General features: G+C 36.5%; 16 protein-coding genes and 1 pseudogene. 13 read left to right on the top strand and 4 right to left on the bottom strand.

Annotated elements, in window-relative coordinates; translation table 11 throughout:
* The first annotated feature begins 27 nt into the window (after positions 1-27).
* The 10 genes and pseudogenes from EG344_RS12540 (at position 28) to EG344_RS12490 (ending at position 9113) form a co-directional block, all read left to right on the top strand.
* Positions 28-903: pseudogene (locus EG344_RS12540) on the top strand (TraB/GumN family protein).
* A 99-nt stretch (positions 904-1002) separates the two neighbouring features.
* Complete coding sequence (locus EG344_RS12530) at positions 1003-1437, top strand: RNA polymerase sigma factor (RefSeq protein WP_410494002.1); 435 nt, start codon at positions 1003-1005, stop codon at positions 1435-1437.
* Positions 1427-2032, top strand: a complete 606-nt coding sequence (locus EG344_RS12525; RefSeq protein WP_123909710.1) for a hypothetical protein — start codon at positions 1427-1429, stop codon at positions 2030-2032. Before EG344_RS12530 ends, EG344_RS12525 begins: the two co-directional genes overlap by 11 nt.
* Before the next feature lie 207 nt (positions 2033-2239).
* Positions 2240-3880 carry a glucose-6-phosphate isomerase gene (gene pgi / locus EG344_RS12520; RefSeq protein ID WP_123909709.1) on the top strand — a complete coding sequence of 547 codons (1641 nt, stop codon included), beginning with the start codon at positions 2240-2242 and terminating at the stop codon, positions 3878-3880.
* Positions 3881-3924: 44 nt separating this feature from the next.
* Positions 3925-4809, top strand: coding sequence for a bifunctional 5,10-methylenetetrahydrofolate dehydrogenase/5,10-methenyltetrahydrofolate cyclohydrolase (locus EG344_RS12515; protein WP_123858206.1), 885 nt, complete (start codon positions 3925-3927; stop codon positions 4807-4809).
* Positions 4810-4816: 7 nt separating this feature from the next.
* Entirely contained in the window at positions 4817-5446 is a 630-nt protein-coding gene (locus tag EG344_RS12510) for a 7-carboxy-7-deazaguanine synthase QueE (protein ID WP_123909708.1), read from the top strand.
* A gap of 43 nt (positions 5447-5489) precedes the next feature.
* A complete protein-coding gene (locus EG344_RS12505; RefSeq protein WP_123909707.1) occupies positions 5490-6860 on the top strand; it encodes an exopolysaccharide biosynthesis polyprenyl glycosylphosphotransferase in 1371 nt (456 codons plus the stop codon).
* 96 nt (positions 6861-6956) lie between these two features.
* Complete coding sequence (locus tag EG344_RS12500) at positions 6957-7709, top strand: MlaE family ABC transporter permease (RefSeq protein WP_047097199.1); 753 nt, start codon at positions 6957-6959, stop codon at positions 7707-7709.
* Positions 7709-8518: an ABC transporter ATP-binding protein gene (locus tag EG344_RS12495; protein WP_123909706.1), complete on the top strand. Its 810-nt coding sequence runs from the start codon at positions 7709-7711 to the stop codon at positions 8516-8518. Before EG344_RS12500 ends, EG344_RS12495 begins: the two co-directional genes overlap by 1 nt.
* On the top strand, positions 8502-9113 hold the full coding sequence (locus EG344_RS12490; RefSeq protein WP_123909705.1) for an outer membrane beta-barrel protein: 612 nt from the start codon (positions 8502-8504) through the stop codon (positions 9111-9113). Before EG344_RS12495 ends, EG344_RS12490 begins: the two co-directional genes overlap by 17 nt.
* 37 nt (positions 9114-9150) lie before the next feature.
* On the opposite strand, the gene EG344_RS12485 is transcribed toward EG344_RS12490, so the two are convergent.
* Both EG344_RS12485 and EG344_RS12480 read right to left on the bottom strand, forming a co-directional pair.
* Entirely contained in the window at positions 9151-9462 is a 312-nt protein-coding gene (locus tag EG344_RS12485; RefSeq protein ID WP_123858212.1) for a hypothetical protein, read from the bottom strand.
* A 211-nt stretch (positions 9463-9673) separates the two neighbouring features.
* Positions 9674-10480, bottom strand: a complete 807-nt coding sequence (locus tag EG344_RS12480) for a M48 family metallopeptidase (RefSeq protein WP_068939094.1) — start codon at positions 10478-10480, stop codon at positions 9674-9676.
* Positions 10481-10586: 106 nt separating this feature from the next.
* Between EG344_RS12480 and EG344_RS12475 the strand changes: the two genes are divergently transcribed.
* A complete protein-coding gene (locus EG344_RS12475; RefSeq protein ID WP_123909704.1) occupies positions 10587-11138 on the top strand; it encodes a DUF4251 domain-containing protein in 552 nt (183 codons plus the stop codon).
* On the opposite strand, the gene meaB is transcribed toward EG344_RS12475, so the two are convergent.
* Positions 11135-12127 carry a methylmalonyl Co-A mutase-associated GTPase MeaB gene (gene meaB, locus EG344_RS12470; RefSeq protein WP_123909703.1) on the bottom strand — a complete coding sequence of 331 codons (993 nt, stop codon included), beginning with the start codon at positions 12125-12127 and terminating at the stop codon, positions 11135-11137. The two genes, EG344_RS12475 and meaB, sit on opposite strands and share 4 nt — an antisense overlap.
* A 197-nt stretch (positions 12128-12324) precedes the next feature.
* On the opposite strand from meaB, the gene EG344_RS12465 reads away from it, so the two are divergent.
* Entirely contained in the window at positions 12325-12618 is a 294-nt protein-coding gene (locus tag EG344_RS12465; RefSeq protein ID WP_123909702.1) for a c-type cytochrome, read from the top strand.
* A gap of 23 nt (positions 12619-12641) precedes the next feature.
* Positions 12642-12929, top strand: a complete 288-nt coding sequence (locus EG344_RS12460) for a c-type cytochrome (protein WP_106918105.1) — start codon at positions 12642-12644, stop codon at positions 12927-12929.
* Between the two features lie 47 nt (positions 12930-12976).
* Here the strand turns inward: EG344_RS12460 and EG344_RS12455 are convergent, their stop codons facing one another.
* Positions 12977-15565, bottom strand: coding sequence for a T9SS-dependent M36 family metallopeptidase (locus EG344_RS12455; protein ID WP_123909701.1), 2589 nt, complete (start codon positions 15563-15565; stop codon positions 12977-12979).
* Positions 15566-15576: the final 11 nt, after the last annotated feature.

Here is a 15576-nt window from a genome sequence, read left to right as displayed (position 1 = left end):
AACAGAAAATCAAAAAAAACAAATACTATGAAAAATTTAATAAAACTTGGATTCGCAGCATTATTATCAATGAATTTCATGACGGCAACGGCACAGAATAATAATACAGAAAATGAAAACAGCCTGTTATGGGAAGTATCCGGGAACGGACTTTCTAAACCCTCTTATATTGCCGGAACATTTCATATCTTATGCAGCAAAGATTTTGAGATAAAACCAAAAACATGGAATGCTCTTAATCAGGCTGAAAATTTTGTAATGGAAATTAATTACACCGATCAGAATGAAATAGTCGCAATGCAAAAAATGATGGCCGCAGATAAAAAAATTTCTGAACAATTAACTCCTGAAGAGGCAAAAGAACTGGATAAAATACTTGCTGACTATGGAACCAACCTGAAAAACATTGACCACCAAACCCCTCAAGCTCTTTATGCTCTTATTGCAACAAAAGCAATTCCTTGTCCTCCTAATGAAGTGAAAATGTATGAAATTGAGCTTCTGAAAACAGCTTTGAAAAACAAAAAAAGTGTGAATGGGCTGGAAAAGGTTGATGATCAGATTTATTCAATTGGTCAATCCTACAATCTGAAAGAAGTGATTTCTCAACTGAAATTGAGTAAAGAGTATACTATTGCTTCACAAAAAATGACATAGGCATTCAAAAATGAAAATTTAAAAAGCCTGGATCAGCTTATTAAAGATCCAAAATTCATGAATAAAAAACAGGAGAAATTCATGCTGACTGACCGAAATACAAAATGGGTAGAAAAAATGCCTGAAATAATGAAAAAACAAAGCTCTTTCTTTGCCGTTGGAAGTGGTCATTTATGGGGAAATAATGGGCTCATCAACCTTCTTAAAGCAAAAGGATACACCGTAAAGCCTGTATCAAACTTATAACAATAACCCAACCATGAAACTATTGTGAGTACCCCAACCGGAACAGCCTTTCTAAAGCTTGTCAATCAGCACAAAGGCATATTATATAAAGCTTCCCGGATCTATGCAGATTCCATAGAAGACCGGGAAGATCTTCAGCAGGAAATTCTTATCCAGCTATGGAAATCTTATCAAAACTTTAAGGGAAACAGTAAATTTTCTACATGGATGTATCGCGTTGCCATCAATACTGCCATTACCTATTTAAAAAAAGAAAAACAGAGGACAAAAAATCATACGGATCCGTCTCATCATTTTGAGGTACAACAGGAGGACTACAACCCCACAAAGGACAGGCAGCTCGAAATTTTTTACCGTGCCGTCCAAGAACTGAATGCATTAGAGAAGGCAGTTATCTTTTATTTCATGGAGGGGATGTCACATAAAGAAATTGGAAGCAACCTCGGGCTCAGTGAAGGCAATGCCCGTGTAAAACTTAACAGAACCAAAGAAAAAATACAGCAAATCATAAAAAAAACAGGTTATGAATCTTGATCAATTAAAAGAACAGTGGAATAATGAAGACAGCAACGTTCATATTCCAGACGCTATAGAACAATTAAAGGAGAGTAAACATCCTATAGAAAAAATCCAGAAAAGCATGAAAAAAGAATTTCCGGCACAGATTTTAGCCATCATTCTTATCGGATTCTTTCCTCTTCAGTTTAAATTTCCCTCTTCTCAATACATTATTTATTATATATCTTATACAATGATGGTTGTAATATCATCTTATTATCTGTTTGGATTTTATAAATTCTACAAACAAACGGAGCTTTATACGGGAAATACCAAGAACAGCCTTTGGAAAATCTATCATGAACTACGATTAAACATGGAAAGATATCAGTCATTCGGCTTTTTATTATTACCTCATTTCCTTATTACTATTGGATTATTTATCTATAACACTTTGGAAAAAAAAGGGAAAGATCTGACTGAACTCGCAACCCATACTCAAATCTATTTAATAATTGCCGTTTTAATTGGAACACTTTCTCTACTGGTAAGCATTGTTTTATGGACAAAATATTTCTATGGTGCCCACGCTAAGCAATTGGAAAATATTTTGAATGAAATAGACGAATAATGTCTCAAAAAACATTTTTATACCCATAAAAAGTAAACCTCAGGTCATTTCTGGGGTTTTGTTTTTTAAAAAATCGTTATTTATCATCCTCAAATTTATTTGAGGTTTTATTTTTCCTTAAATTTGCACATCAGAAATAAATCGTTATAGATCTCTAAAGATTTTGATCCGCGATATTATTTTTCTGAACTATAAATTCCCAACAACATGCTATCAAAAATAAACCCTATACAAACCAACAGCTGGAAAGCCCTTGATGAACATTTTGCATCTAACGACCTTGAGCTAAGAAGTCTTTTCCAGTACAACCCGAATCGTTTCGAAGAATTCTCCCTGCAAAAAGATAATTACCTTTTTGATTATTCTAAAAACTTAATTGATTCAAGAACAAAAGAACTTTTATTACAGTTGGCAGAAGAATGTCAGTTAAAAGATGCTATTTCTAAAATGTTCTCTGGTGATAAAATCAATGAAACAGAGGGAAGAGCAGTTCTCCATACTGCTTTGAGAGATTTCTCTGACCGTGAAATTCTTGTAGACGGCGAAAATATTAAGCCAGAGATCAAAAGAGTATTGAACCATATGAAAGATTTTTCTGAAAAAATCATTTCAGGAGAACACAAAGGATTCAGTGGAAAGCAAATTACAGATGTGGTAAACATCGGAATCGGAGGTTCAGATTTGGGACCTGTGATGGTTTGTTCAGCTTTAAAGCATTTTAAAACAAGACTAGACGTTCACTTTGTTTCCAATGTGGACGGAAATCATATTGCAGAGGTTGTTAAAAACCTAAATCCGGAAACGACTCTATTCATCATTGCTTCTAAAACGTTTACTACGCAGGAAACAATGACAAATGCCAATTCAGCAAAAGACTGGTTCCTTAAAGCAGGTAATCAGGAAGATGTAGCAAAGCATTTTGTAGCTTTATCCACTAATATTGAAGCGGTTAAGCAGTTCGGAATTGCTGAAGAAAACATTTTCGAATTCTGGGATTGGGTAGGCGGAAGATACTCGCTTTGGAGTGCTATCGGATTAAGCATTGTACTGGCTGTAGGTTATGAAAACTTTGAACAGCTTTTAAAAGGAGCTTTCGATACAGACCAGCACTTCCAGACTGAAGACTTCTCTGAAAACGTTCCTGTACTCATGGGGCTTTTAGGAATCTGGTATCGTAATTTCTACGCAGCAACCACCTATGCAATCCTTCCCTATTCACAATACCTTGACAGATTTGCTGCTTATCTTCAACAGGGAGATATGGAAAGCAACGGAAAATGTGTAGACAGAAACGGTGAATTCGTAGAATACGAAACAGGACCAATCATTTGGGGAGAACCTGGAACCAATGGACAACATGCATTTTACCAATTGATTCACCAAGGTACAGAATTGATTCCTGCAGACTTTATTGCTTATACTAAAAGCTCTAATAAAGTTTCTGACCATCAGGATAAATTATTAGCGAACTTCTTTGCCCAGACTGAAGCACTTGCTTTCGGGAAAACAGAAGAAGAAGTAGAAGAAGAACTTAGAAATGCAGGAAAATCCGATGAAGAGATTGACCGATTATTAAACTATAAAGTTTTCCACGGAAACACACCTACTAACTCTATATTATTCAAAGAATTAACGCCTTTCACATTAGGACAGTTAATTGCTATGTATGAACACAAAATCTTCGTTCAAGGGGTTATATGGAATATTTTCAGCTTCGATCAGTTCGGAGTTGAATTAGGTAAAGTACTCGCTAACAAAATCTTACCGGAGCTTGAAAACAACGAGACGATAACTTCACATGATAGTTCTACCAACGGGTTGATTAACTATTATAAAGAATTTAAGTAAAAAAGTAAAGTAAAAATAAATCTAAATAAAAGTAAAAAGTAAAAATGGCAGAAATTCTTGACGGACTTAAGGTTTCCAAAGAAATCAAAGCTGAGATCAAAGTTGAAGTTGAAAAAATCCTGGCAAATAAAAGAAGAGCACCTCATTTGGTTGCTATTCTTGTAGGAAACAACGGAGCAAGCAAGGCTTATGTAAACGCTAAGGTAAAAGATTGTGAAGAGGTAGGATTTCAATCCAGCTTAATCAAATTCCCAAGCACAGTTTCAGAATCTGAACTATTGGAGACCATTGACGAGCTGAATAAATCTAAAGCAGTGGATGGTTTTATTGTTCAGCTCCCTTTACCGGATCAGGTGGACCAGGAGAAAATCATCAACGCTATTGATCCAAGAAAAGATGTGGATGGATTCCACCCTGAAAACTTCGGAAAAATGGCTCTTGAAATGGATACTTTCTTACCGGCAACTCCTTTCGGAATCTTAACATTATTGGAAAGATATAATATTGAAACCAAAGGAAAAGACTGTGTAATCATTGGTAGAAGTAAAATTGTAGGAAGACCAATGAGTATCTTAATGGGAAGAAAAGATTTCCCTGGAAACTCAACGGTTACCCTTACCCACTCCTACACAAAAGACATTGAAGAATATACTAAAAAGGCAGACATCGTTATTACAGCCTTGGGAGATCCTCATTTCTTAAAAGGAGAAATGATTAAAGAAGGTGCTGTAATCGTTGACGTGGGTATTACAAGAGTAGACGATGACTCTCCAAAAGGATATTACCTTGCCGGTGATGTAGATTTTGACAGCTGTGCAGCAAAGGCAAGCTGGATTACTCCGGTTCCTGGAGGAGTAGGCCCAATGACAAGAGCAATGTTGATGAAAAACACCATTATTGCTTATAAAACTTCGGTCTATAACGACTAATTTTAAAATGAATAAAGAACAAGATATTTTATTAAAAGAAGGTAAAATGCTCCCTGTAATGGAGCATTTTTACACTTTACAAGGAGAAGGAGCACATACTGGAAAAGCGGCTTATTTTATCAGGCTGGGAGGCTGCGATGTAGGCTGCCACTGGTGTGATGTGAAAGAAAGCTGGGACCCGGAGCTCCATCCTTTGATGAATGCTGAGGAAATTGCAGAAACAGCGGCTAAACATTGTAAAACTGTCGTTCTTACAGGAGGAGAACCTCTTACTTGGAATTTGGAAGTTCTTACCTCCAAATTAAAAGAACTTGGATGTACTATTCACATTGAAACTTCAGGAGCATATCCTATGAGCGGGCATCTGGACTGGATTACTCTTTCTCCAAAGAAAACAGGATTGCCTAAAGATGAGATCTATCAAAAGGCTCATGAGCTTAAAGTTATTGTTTTCAACAATCATGATTTTGCATTTGCACAGGAACAGGCTGCCAAAGTTTCTGAAAGCTGTAAGCTTTACCTCCAAAGTGAATGGAGTAAAAGAGATGATATGTATCCTAAAATTACAGATTTTATTCTGGAACACCCGGAATGGCAGGCTTCTGTTCAGACCCACAAATATCTGAATATACCGTAAAAATACGTACATTAGCTGGCCCTTCCTGTTATAATACCGATAGATGCAGAGAATTCGATACTCTAGATACCTGAAATCGATCATTATTTTGCTTGACCTCATGGTTATTGCATCTATTTTCATATTCTTTTTTATAAGCAGAAACGAAAACCTGAAGTATCATAAGGAAACCTGGTACCAGAACGCTTTTTCTCTGGTTTTGCTGTTTTTGTTCTGGGTGCTTCTCAGCGGTAGGACAAAAATATACAATATTCCGAGGAACCTTACGTATACTCTCTTTCTGGAAAGGCTTCTGATTCATTTCATATCCTTTATACTTGGTGTTTTGCTTATTGGGAAGGTCAGTAATAATGTATTCTTCAACTCTGATATTTACTGGTTATCATTTTATCTGTTTATATTTATCTTTTTAGCAAAATCACTCATCTATTTTTCTATTAAGTACTTACGGTCTTTAGGGGTTAACTATCGAAATATCATGTTTTTAGGAGATGGAGATTCTACGGAGATCCTAAAAAACATTTTTAAAGAACGTAAAGATTACGGATACCGAATATTTGAACATGAAAACGCAGATGCCAGCACCGCCGAATTGGTGAGCTTCTGGAAAAAAAACGGTATCCATACATTGTTTTTATCTACAGAAAATTCTTACGGTGAAAGTGTTGAGTCTGACATATTCAAACTTGCAGAGGAAAACAAGGTTCATATTTCATTGATCCCCAGTATTACCCAAAGTGATTTTTTCCTCTATGATCTGGCTTATATTCAAACTCAACCCGTTCTTAATCAGGCAAGATATCCATTAGATTATTATTCCAACTTCCTGATGAAAAGAACATTTGATATTTTCTTTTCCATATTTGTTCTGGCTTTCGTTTGTACATGGTTATTTCCGATCATCGCAATTTTAATCAGGGTAAGTTCCAAAGGACCTGTTTTCTTCTTTCAGAAAAGATATGGTTTTCATGAGGAGGTGTTCAGCTGTATAAAATTCAGAACCATGGTAGTCAATGATGAATCTACAACGAGTACAACCAGAGAAAACGACACCAGAATCACCAAGGTAGGTAAATTTTTAAGAAAGACCAGCCTTGATGAACTTCCGCAGTTTATCAATGTACTGAAAGGCGAAATGTCTGTAGTAGGTCCACGTCCTCACATGTTGGCTGTTGATAATTACTACAAACCAAAAATCGGAAGATATAGCCTAAGAAGCATGGTAAGTCCAGGAATTACAGGTCTTGCACAGGTAAGCGGATTGCGTGGTGACTTTGGAGATGTGGAGGTAGAAATGAAAAAAAGAGTTCTCGCAGACGCATTCTATGTAAGGAACTGGAGTTTTGTGCTGGATCTGGTTATCATATTAAAAACCATTTTACTGGTTATTGGTGGGGACAAAAACGCAAAATAAAGCTATAGCTAAGGTTAGGATAATTTTAACATTTTCCGGGCTTCTGTCTTCTCTTCAACCTTAGCCTAATTCAATAAAAAAGTCTAATTTAGCAGTATGTTAAAAAAGTTTTTCACAGCAGTAGGGGAATATATGATCCTTTTAGGAAAATCCCTGCAAAAACCCCAGAAAATGAGGGTTTTTTGGAAGCTGCTCATGAGGGAAATTAATGATTTGGGAGTTAATTCTTTCGGTCTCGTAGTCTTTACCTCGATCTTCGTGGGGGCAGTAGTAGCGATTCAAATGTTTAATAACTTTGATGCTTCATCATTTCCTATTCCTCCTTCATTTGTAGGATATGCAACAAAAGCAGTACTTGTTTTAGAATTTGCTCCTACCATTATCAGTTTGATTTTAGCAGGTAAAGTAGGATCATACATTGCTTCCAGTATTGGAACAATGAGGGTTTCTGAACAGATTGATGCCTTAGATATCATGGGAGTCAATTCACCCAATTTTTTGATCTTTCCAAAGATCATTGCCTGTATGATTTTTAATCCTCTTCTTATCGCTATCAGTATCGTATTTGGTATTGGCGGAGGCTATATTGCCGGGATTTTAACAGGAAACTGGACCGAAAACGATTATATTGTAGGGATCCAAATGTATATGCCTAATCTATTTATCTATTATGCATTTACCAAAACCATAGTTTTTGCATTCATTATTGCAACGGTTCCTTCTTATTTCGGATATTTTGTGAAAGGAGGATCTTTGGAAGTAGGTAGAGCAAGTACCCAGGCAGTGGTATGGACAATGGTCTTCATTATCATTTCCGAATTAATTTTAACCCAATTAATATTAAGCTGATGATTGAGGTAAAAGATCTTAAGAAAAGTTTTGGAGATGTTGAAGTACTTAAGGGAATTTCGACTTCATTTGATAAAGGAAAAGTAAACCTTATCATCGGACAGAGTGGCTCGGGAAAAACCGTTTTTCTTAAAAGTTTACTGAATGTCTATATGCCATCATCCGGAGAAATTTTGTTTGACGGCCGGGATGTCAATACCATGACGAGAGAAGAAAAGCAACACCTTCGTTCAGAAATTGGAACCGTATTTCAGGGAAGTGCCTTATTTGACTCTTTAACAGTAGAGGAGAATATTATGTTTCCATTGGATATGTTTACCAACCTTACTTTTAGAGAAAAAAAGAAGAGAGTTTTCGAAGTAATAGGAAGGGTACATCTTGATAAAGCAGGAAGGAAATATCCTTCTGAAATTTCCGGTGGAATGCAAAAAAGGGTTGCCATTGCAAGAGCAATTGTAAACAATCCGAAGTATTTATTCTGCGATGAACCTAACTCAGGGCTGGATCCATATACCTCTAAGGTTATTGATGATCTTCTTTATGAAATCACCAAGGAATACAATACTACAACCATCATCAATACTCACGATATGAATTCTGTAATGACGATTGGCGAGAAAATTGTATACCTAAGACTTGGTATCAAGGAATGGGAAGGGAATAAAGATATCCTGATTACAGCAGGCAATAAAAATCTGATTGACTTCGTTTATTCTTCAGAACTATTTAAAGAGCTGAGAGAATATTTACTTGAGAATAACAAAACAATTGAGAATACAAAATTAGACGATAATGAAAAAGGTACTTAGTATAGCGTTAATCGGGTTTTCAATGTGGGCTTCTGCACAGATCTCACTGGCGGGTAAAGCCAATTTAATATTTCCTACAGGTTCACCTTCATGGTCCAACATTAAAGGAACTGTGAATGATGCCATTGAGGGAACAGGAAAAAACAATGTAGGGTTCAACGTAGGACTTTCATTAAAAGTAGGATTACCTACGTCATTATTCTTGATGCCTGAAGTGTATTATACTCATTTTAAAAATGAGTTCACTACAGAAAACACAACTTTTGATGTGAAGAGCAACCGTATTGACGTTCCGGTTCTTTTAGGATATAACGTTTTAGGTAATATGTTAGGCGTTTTTGTAGGTCCGGTAGGAAGCTTTAACCTAAGCAAAGACAATACCTATAATGATTTTAAAGAAAATGCGAAAAATAACTTTACAGTAGGCTACCAGTTCGGAGCACAGCTTGAAATTAAAAAGCTTATTGTAAATGCAAAATATGAAGGGGCTTTCAGCAAAGATGAGAGAAACTTCATCAATAAAGTTTCCGGTTCGGAGATCAGATATGATAACAGACCTAACCTGTTTATGGTTGGTTTGGGATATAAATTTTAATCAACAATCGAAAATAACAACTTTAAATCCTCAAATTTTAGATTTGAGGATTTTTATTTTGATTTTCAAGTTCGGCCTGGCGTTGTGCAATTTCTGCTGCCTGTTTTTCCAGTTCTTCTTTTTCTTTCTGAAGCTGCTTGAATTCTTTTTTCTTCTGTTCAGCCTTTATAGCACTTCCTTTGCTTAAATATCCTACCATTCCACCAATGATAAGCCCGATTCCTATCCCAGCCATTATTCCCATAATATGAGAAATCCTGATCTGTTCTACAGCAAAATCAGTAGTAAGATAAAATAGTAAAGCAGAAACTGCTAGTAGGATAAGTCCGGTAATTGATAAACTCTTCATAATATTGTGTTTAAGTAATTATGTGATAAAAGCTCTACCAAATTTACTAAAAATTTAATAAGTCTTTATACAGGAATAGTATTTAAATGGTGTTTTCAATAATAAATACAACCATAATTATTCCAAATCATGTGAAAAGAAAAAATATTATTCATAAAAAAGCGAACTCATTTAAAAAATCAGTCCGCTTTTTGATTAATAAGCTAATACATTATAATTTTCCTCCTGCAGCCTTATAATACTCTAAAGCTTTCGGCAAGTCTTTATTAATATCTGAAATTCTTGTATCCGGGCTCGGGTGAGTAGATAAGAATTCTGGTTGTCTCGCTCCTGAAGATGCAGCTTCCATTCTGTTCCAGAAAGGGATGGCTGCTCTTGGGTCATATCCTGCCATAGACATCAGGTAAAGCCCCATTTCATCAGCTTCTGACTCCTGGCCTCTACCATACTTTAATAATGCAACCTGTGAACCAATAGGATATACTTTCTGGAAAACACTTGCCCATTGTGCATTTGAAATAGCTCCTCCAAGGATAGCTCCTCCATATTGAGCCATCATAGCCTGAGAAATTCTTTCATTTCCATGACCTGCCAATGCATGGGAAACTTCATGTCCCATTACTACTGCTAGTCCATTATCATCCTTTGTAACTGGTAAAATTCCTGTATAAACAGCTACTTTACCTCCCGGCATACACCATGCATTTAATTCATTGCTTTGCAGAAGAGCAAACTCCCAGCTGTAATTGGCTAAATCTGCCGATCTTCCTATGCTCTGATAATATCTCTCTGCTGCGTTTTTAATTCTGTTTCCTACATTTACCACTCTCTTTGCATCTGCTGTTCCGGTAATAAGTTTACCTTTAGACAATGTCGTTTTGTATTCCTGTGCAGACATTGTTAAAATTTCTGAATTATTGGCCAGCTGTAAAGATGATCTTCCTGTAATCGGATTTGTAGTACAGGCAGCGACCAACAGAGCGAATGCTCCCATTCCTAATAGATGTGTAACTTTCATAGTTTGAGTGTTAATAATTCAACCTTAACAATTTTTATTCCAAAATATTATAGAAGGAATATATTTGCATACATTTTGCTGTTTAAATTTAATAATTATATCGATTATGAAAAAGTATATTTCTATTCTGATAATCTTTGGATTTCTATTCAGTTTTCAAAGCTGTGCATCACAGGGTTCATCAGATCCAACAATAGTAAATGCGTTAGTGAATTCTCAGGAATTTACTTTCTACGCACAGAGAGCCAATCCTACAAATTATGATGTTATCAATGTTATGAACTCTATGCCCAATTCGACTTCAACCAGAATGTTGAATCTGAATTCCGGAGATTATACTATTGATGTAAGTAAAAGCAATGTGGATGTAGTTCTGCCGTATTTTGGAAGATTATTCAATCCTTCTTTCGGTAATAATGATAAAAACGGCTATAGATTTACTTCAAAGGATTTTGTCATCAATAAATCTCAAAATAAAAAAGGAACCTGGACTGTTCAGATTAAACCTAAGGATGTGAGCACAGTTGAAGAGATTAATATTGAAATTTTTAAAAACGGAAAAGCATTTGTTTCAATGAAAAGTAATGACCGACAGCCCATTACTTATGACGGGTATGTCGCTAAAAGTGAAGTTAAACAGGAAAAAGAAAAACTTTAAGCCCTGTTTTCTCCCGATAAAAATTTTTCAACAAATAATTTTGCTTCAGTGCTTGGATTGGAAACCATCTCTGAAGCATTTTTTTTATGCATTTGATAAGCTTCTTCTACATCATTACTCTTTTTCATCAGGGATAGGATATATTCTTGCACCCAATATTCGAATCGCTTTTCTGCCTGTTGGGTACGGATTTCATCAAAACGTCCAGCTTTTTTTTTCAAATTAATAAACTCAGAGATTTTGTCATATATCTCCAGCAGCCCTTCATTGTGCAAGGCAGAACCTAATAATACCGGGATTTTCCATTCTTTTTCTTTTGGCGGAATAAAATCCAGGGCTCTTTTTAATTCAAGTCTGGTATTTTTTGCTTTTTGAAGATTATCCTGATCTACTTTATTGATGAAAATAACATCTACCATTTCCATTATTCCTCGTTTTATCCCCTGTAGTTCGTCTCCACCACCAATGATTTTAAGAAACAGAAAAACATCAGTAATATCAGCCACCAAAACCTCAGATTGCCCTACTCCAACGGTTTCAATTAAAATATAATCATAACCGGCAGCTTCACAGATCATCATGGTTTCAAAGGTGGTATTCGCAACTCCGCCCAAAAATCCTGAGCTTGGAGAGGGCCGTATGAAGGCATTTTCTTCTTTTGCTAATTCTTCCATACGGGTTTTATCACCCAGAATACTTCCTTTATTGATTGAAGAACTGGGATCAATGGCAAGAACTGCCACTTTTTTGCCCTGGGCAATCGCCAACCTACCGAAACTTTCAATAAAAGTAGATTTCCCGGCACCGGGGACTCCAGTTACTCCTACTCTTATGGAGTTCCCTGTTAAAGGCATAATTTTTTTCAGAAGGTCTTCCGCCTGTACTCTATGCTCAGCTTTTTTACTTTCAACCAAAGTAATAGCTTTTGCAATCAGACGTTTGTTTCCTGATTGTATTCCCTCAATAAGTTCTTCTGTAGAAAATTTCATTGATTCAAAATTAATAATTAAAAAGTGAACGGTCAATAGTTCATTGCCAAAGGAAGAAGAAAAGCTTGAGAATGGATTTTTTCACATTGTATTATTCACACTATTTCAATTTTTATTTCTTCTAAATTAAAACTACATTACAGTGTATCAACGGGTTTCGGAAATTATTACATTTGTTATCTATCAAAATAAGAAACATGAAAAAACTCATTGCTGCGGCATCATTCACTGCGATTCTATTAGTTTCCTGTACCCCTAAAGCTTCAACATCTGCTGCTACAGCAGGGACTTTAACTTCTACTGCTGAAGAGATGGCTCAGGGAAAAACTATTTTTGAGAATTCTTGCGGAAAATGCCATAAGCTACCGGACCCTACGTCTCATAATTCTGTACAATGGGTTGGAATTATGAATGCTATGGCTCCTAAAGCAAAACTAACGGATGACCAGAACAAATGGGTTTATGATTACATTGTTTCTGTGAAAAAGTAATTCACCAAACAAAAAATAAAGGTATGAAAAAATTAATCTTAAGCGGTATTGCGGCATCGGCATTTCTGGTATCCTGCGGTCCTAAAAGTACGGCCGTAACAGGTCCTAAGTATACCTCATCTGAACAGTTGGCCCAGGGAAAGACCATTTTTGAAAATTCCTGTGCAAAATGTCATAAGCTGCCTGAGCCTACCAAGCATGACAATCAGGGCTGGATCAACACTTTAAGCAGAATGGCCCCTAAAGCTAAGCTTAATGATGACCAACATCAAATGGTCTATGACTATCTGATCTCTGTAAATAAAAAATAAGCTTTCAAATGAAAGCTTATTTTTTTAATTATCATTAAAAGAAACTCTTATCTTACAATAAGCTTTTCTGTCTGGGTTTTATCTCCCTGCTGAATATGAACCATATAAACTCCTTTCTGCAATCCCTTTGTAGAAATGGCTTTCTTCGACCCAGACTCCCTGGCGTCTGAAAACACTAATTTTCCGGACATATCGAACATTTTAATCTTAACTTCCTGGGAAGATTTGTCAATATTTCCAACGAAGAACTCATCATAAGTCGGATTAGGGAAAACAATAAATTTATTGTTTAAAGCTTTCACTTCATCAGTAGCCAATGAAACGTTACATTCTGCAGGTACGGTAAAATCCTCTACCTGATCATTAGCCACTACTTTACTTCCTGCGGAAGCGTTAACTCCTAATCCTCTTTTTGCAAAGGCTTTCCAAATCATGCATTTATCTCCGCCCCCATTTCCTAAAAGATCAGCCTTAAGAATAGCATCCCTTCCATCTATAAATGTAGGGCTACAAGGCTGAAGTTTTAATCCATCTATCACAATTTGCAGCGCTTTTGCATTTCCTGATGTTGTACTTGCCAAAACATCACTGTTGTATCCATACTTTTCAATATAGTTCCAGGTAAGATCCCAAAGCATAGTGGCCCAGATAAATCCTACCCCATGTGGAATAGCTGCTGTATTTGTTTGTGCATAGGTATAACCATTTACATTGAAATCCGGTGAATATTGGGCAGGTCTGATCCCTACTCCTGTAATAGGCTGTCCTTTTGGATAGGTTCCTACGCCTCTGGCAAGGGCAGAAGTATCACCTGGTCTTGTGGTAAGCATGAGCGCAAAATAATCTGACCATCCTTCTCCCATCTGCTCTGTTGTATTGGCCGTAGAAAGACAGCTATATCCTTGTCCTGTAAGTCTGTTTGAAATTCCGTGTCCGTATTCATGAGCAATAATCCCGTTATCGAAGCTTGAATGTTTAAATCCGCTGTAATCAAAGTTCAAAGTGGCATTGACTGTAGTCCCACTATTCAGTTGAGCGATCATAAATTCGCCTTCCGTTTTTCCAATATTGATAGATGGAATCGTTACTTGCCCCCCCGAATTTCCTGCTCCCATACTTACAGGAGTATCACTTGAAGGTCTGTATACTATAACTCCAATGGCACCTGCATTTTGTGCATTCAGAACTTTAAGGCCATATTCGCAGCTTGTACTGGTCACAATGGCTATTTTATTGATAAGACTTCCTGCAGCGGGTGCTATACATGCATCGGCAGGAACGGAAACAGCGAGATCTCCTGTAACTGCAGGGCCAAAGATAGGTCCGAATGAAGCTCCTCCGGTTAACACTTTAGGCCTGCTTACAATGGTAGCCGGAGAATTATACTGATATCTTACAATAGGATCATCTGCCGTTTGAGTTCTATCATACAGATACATTTGCATTCTTGGGGCTAAAACCTGATTTTGCCCTGAAACAACTCTTTCATATCCTGAGCTGAAATTGGCATTATTGAGACCGCTTCCGTCAAAAGCTTCAGCTCGTACTGCATCACCACCTATTCCTCCATTAGTAAAATTATTGGTTTGAAAATTTCGAGCACTTTCTGTAAATCCGAACTTATAAAATACATCATGCATTTTATTATTCATATAAAACAGATTGGTAACCGCTGCATCTCTGTATACAAACGGATCTGCATATCTGTCATCTGCAAATGGGAAATTGAAGTTTCTGGCACTGCCTCCGTCAGGTGAATAACCTGGCAGATTGGTATTACCCTGATCAGAATAGGCATAGACATTATTTCCCCGGGTATTGGTATAGCTATTGGTGCCGTCAGAATGCCACCCTTCCGGAGAAGCCGTCAAATCCCATGGATTATTTACAACAGCACGGCTTCCAAAAGTGGGAGCTTCTAGAGGAAGAGGGAAAATATTATAGGAAGCATTAGAAGGAACAAGCAGATTACCTGCTGTATTCTGAATAGTCCCTTTAAAAAAGGTGGGTTGATCTACGATATTTTGAGATTCCTGTATCTCTTCAGATTTTTCACCGGAATCTGAACTGTGATCAAATTGACAGCTCAGGGTCATATTATCTTTACTAAGTATCTCTCCACTGCTGGCATCTGCAATGACATGCCATACATCGGAAGAATGAGCGTCTGATACAAATAATTCCTTTGAAAGAACAAATACTCCATTTTTCTCGAAATAGACATCAGATGAATAATCGATTTCCAAAATTTTAATAAGTCCTAATTTTTGTTTGATTAGATCTTCAGAGAGCCTTCCTTGGGCTTTATTTTGTTGAGCCACTACAACGTTTCGGCTGAAGTCATTTTTTTCAGAGATAATTTTATCTCCTTTAACAATGACTTTGCCTAACGCATTATACACTCTTAGTCCGTCATAGGTTTGTTGTACATCCACGATGTGAGCTCCAAGGCTTTGTGACTTATCTTCGTTTAGAATAATCACCCCAACCTTATCATTGGCACCATTCTTTTGAAGTAATTTTCCACTTTTTTGATAGTAATCCTGAATAAGCTTCGTGGAGTTTTGTGCATTTATTTTACCAAAGGCAAAAAAAACCGCTACCGAAATCGGGAGTAAAAATAATTTTCTATTCATAAAATTGTTTA

The organism is Chryseobacterium sp. G0162 (assembly GCF_003815715.1).
Classification (GTDB): domain Bacteria; phylum Bacteroidota; class Bacteroidia; order Flavobacteriales; family Weeksellaceae; genus Chryseobacterium.
This window is presented reverse-complemented; position numbering and strand designations above follow the sequence as displayed.

What these genes read in the sequence shown, in the direction of transcription:
- EG344_RS12510 (WP_123909708.1), top strand. Translation starts at nt 4,817, where the DNA reads ATGAATAAAGAACAAGATATTTTATTAAAAGAAGGTAAAATGCTCCCT.
- EG344_RS12495 (WP_123909706.1), top strand. Translation starts at nt 7,709, where the DNA reads ATGATTGAGGTAAAAGATCTTAAGAAAAGTTTTGGAGATGTTGAAGTA.
- EG344_RS12455 (WP_123909701.1), bottom strand. Translation starts at nt 15,565, where the DNA reads ATGAATAGAAAATTATTTTTACTCCCGATTTCGGTAGCGGTTTTTTTT.
- pgi (WP_123909709.1), top strand. Translation starts at nt 2,240, where the DNA reads ATGCTATCAAAAATAAACCCTATACAAACCAACAGCTGGAAAGCCCTT.
- EG344_RS12485 (WP_123858212.1), bottom strand. Translation starts at nt 9,462, where the DNA reads ATGAAGAGTTTATCAATTACCGGACTTATCCTACTAGCAGTTTCTGCT.
- meaB (WP_123909703.1), bottom strand. Translation starts at nt 12,127, where the DNA reads ATGAAATTTTCTACAGAAGAACTTATTGAGGGAATACAATCAGGAAAC.
- EG344_RS12480 (WP_068939094.1), bottom strand. Translation starts at nt 10,480, where the DNA reads ATGAAAGTTACACATCTATTAGGAATGGGAGCATTCGCTCTGTTGGTC.
- EG344_RS12525 (WP_123909710.1), top strand. Translation starts at nt 1,427, where the DNA reads ATGAATCTTGATCAATTAAAAGAACAGTGGAATAATGAAGACAGCAAC.
- EG344_RS12500 (WP_047097199.1), top strand. Translation starts at nt 6,957, where the DNA reads ATGTTAAAAAAGTTTTTCACAGCAGTAGGGGAATATATGATCCTTTTA.
- EG344_RS12515 (WP_123858206.1), top strand. Translation starts at nt 3,925, where the DNA reads ATGGCAGAAATTCTTGACGGACTTAAGGTTTCCAAAGAAATCAAAGCT.
- EG344_RS12460 (WP_106918105.1), top strand. Translation starts at nt 12,642, where the DNA reads ATGAAAAAATTAATCTTAAGCGGTATTGCGGCATCGGCATTTCTGGTA.
- EG344_RS12475 (WP_123909704.1), top strand. Translation starts at nt 10,587, where the DNA reads ATGAAAAAGTATATTTCTATTCTGATAATCTTTGGATTTCTATTCAGT.
- EG344_RS12505 (WP_123909707.1), top strand. Translation starts at nt 5,490, where the DNA reads ATGCAGAGAATTCGATACTCTAGATACCTGAAATCGATCATTATTTTG.
- EG344_RS12490 (WP_123909705.1), top strand. Translation starts at nt 8,502, where the DNA reads ATGAAAAAGGTACTTAGTATAGCGTTAATCGGGTTTTCAATGTGGGCT.
- EG344_RS12465 (WP_123909702.1), top strand. Translation starts at nt 12,325, where the DNA reads ATGAAAAAACTCATTGCTGCGGCATCATTCACTGCGATTCTATTAGTT.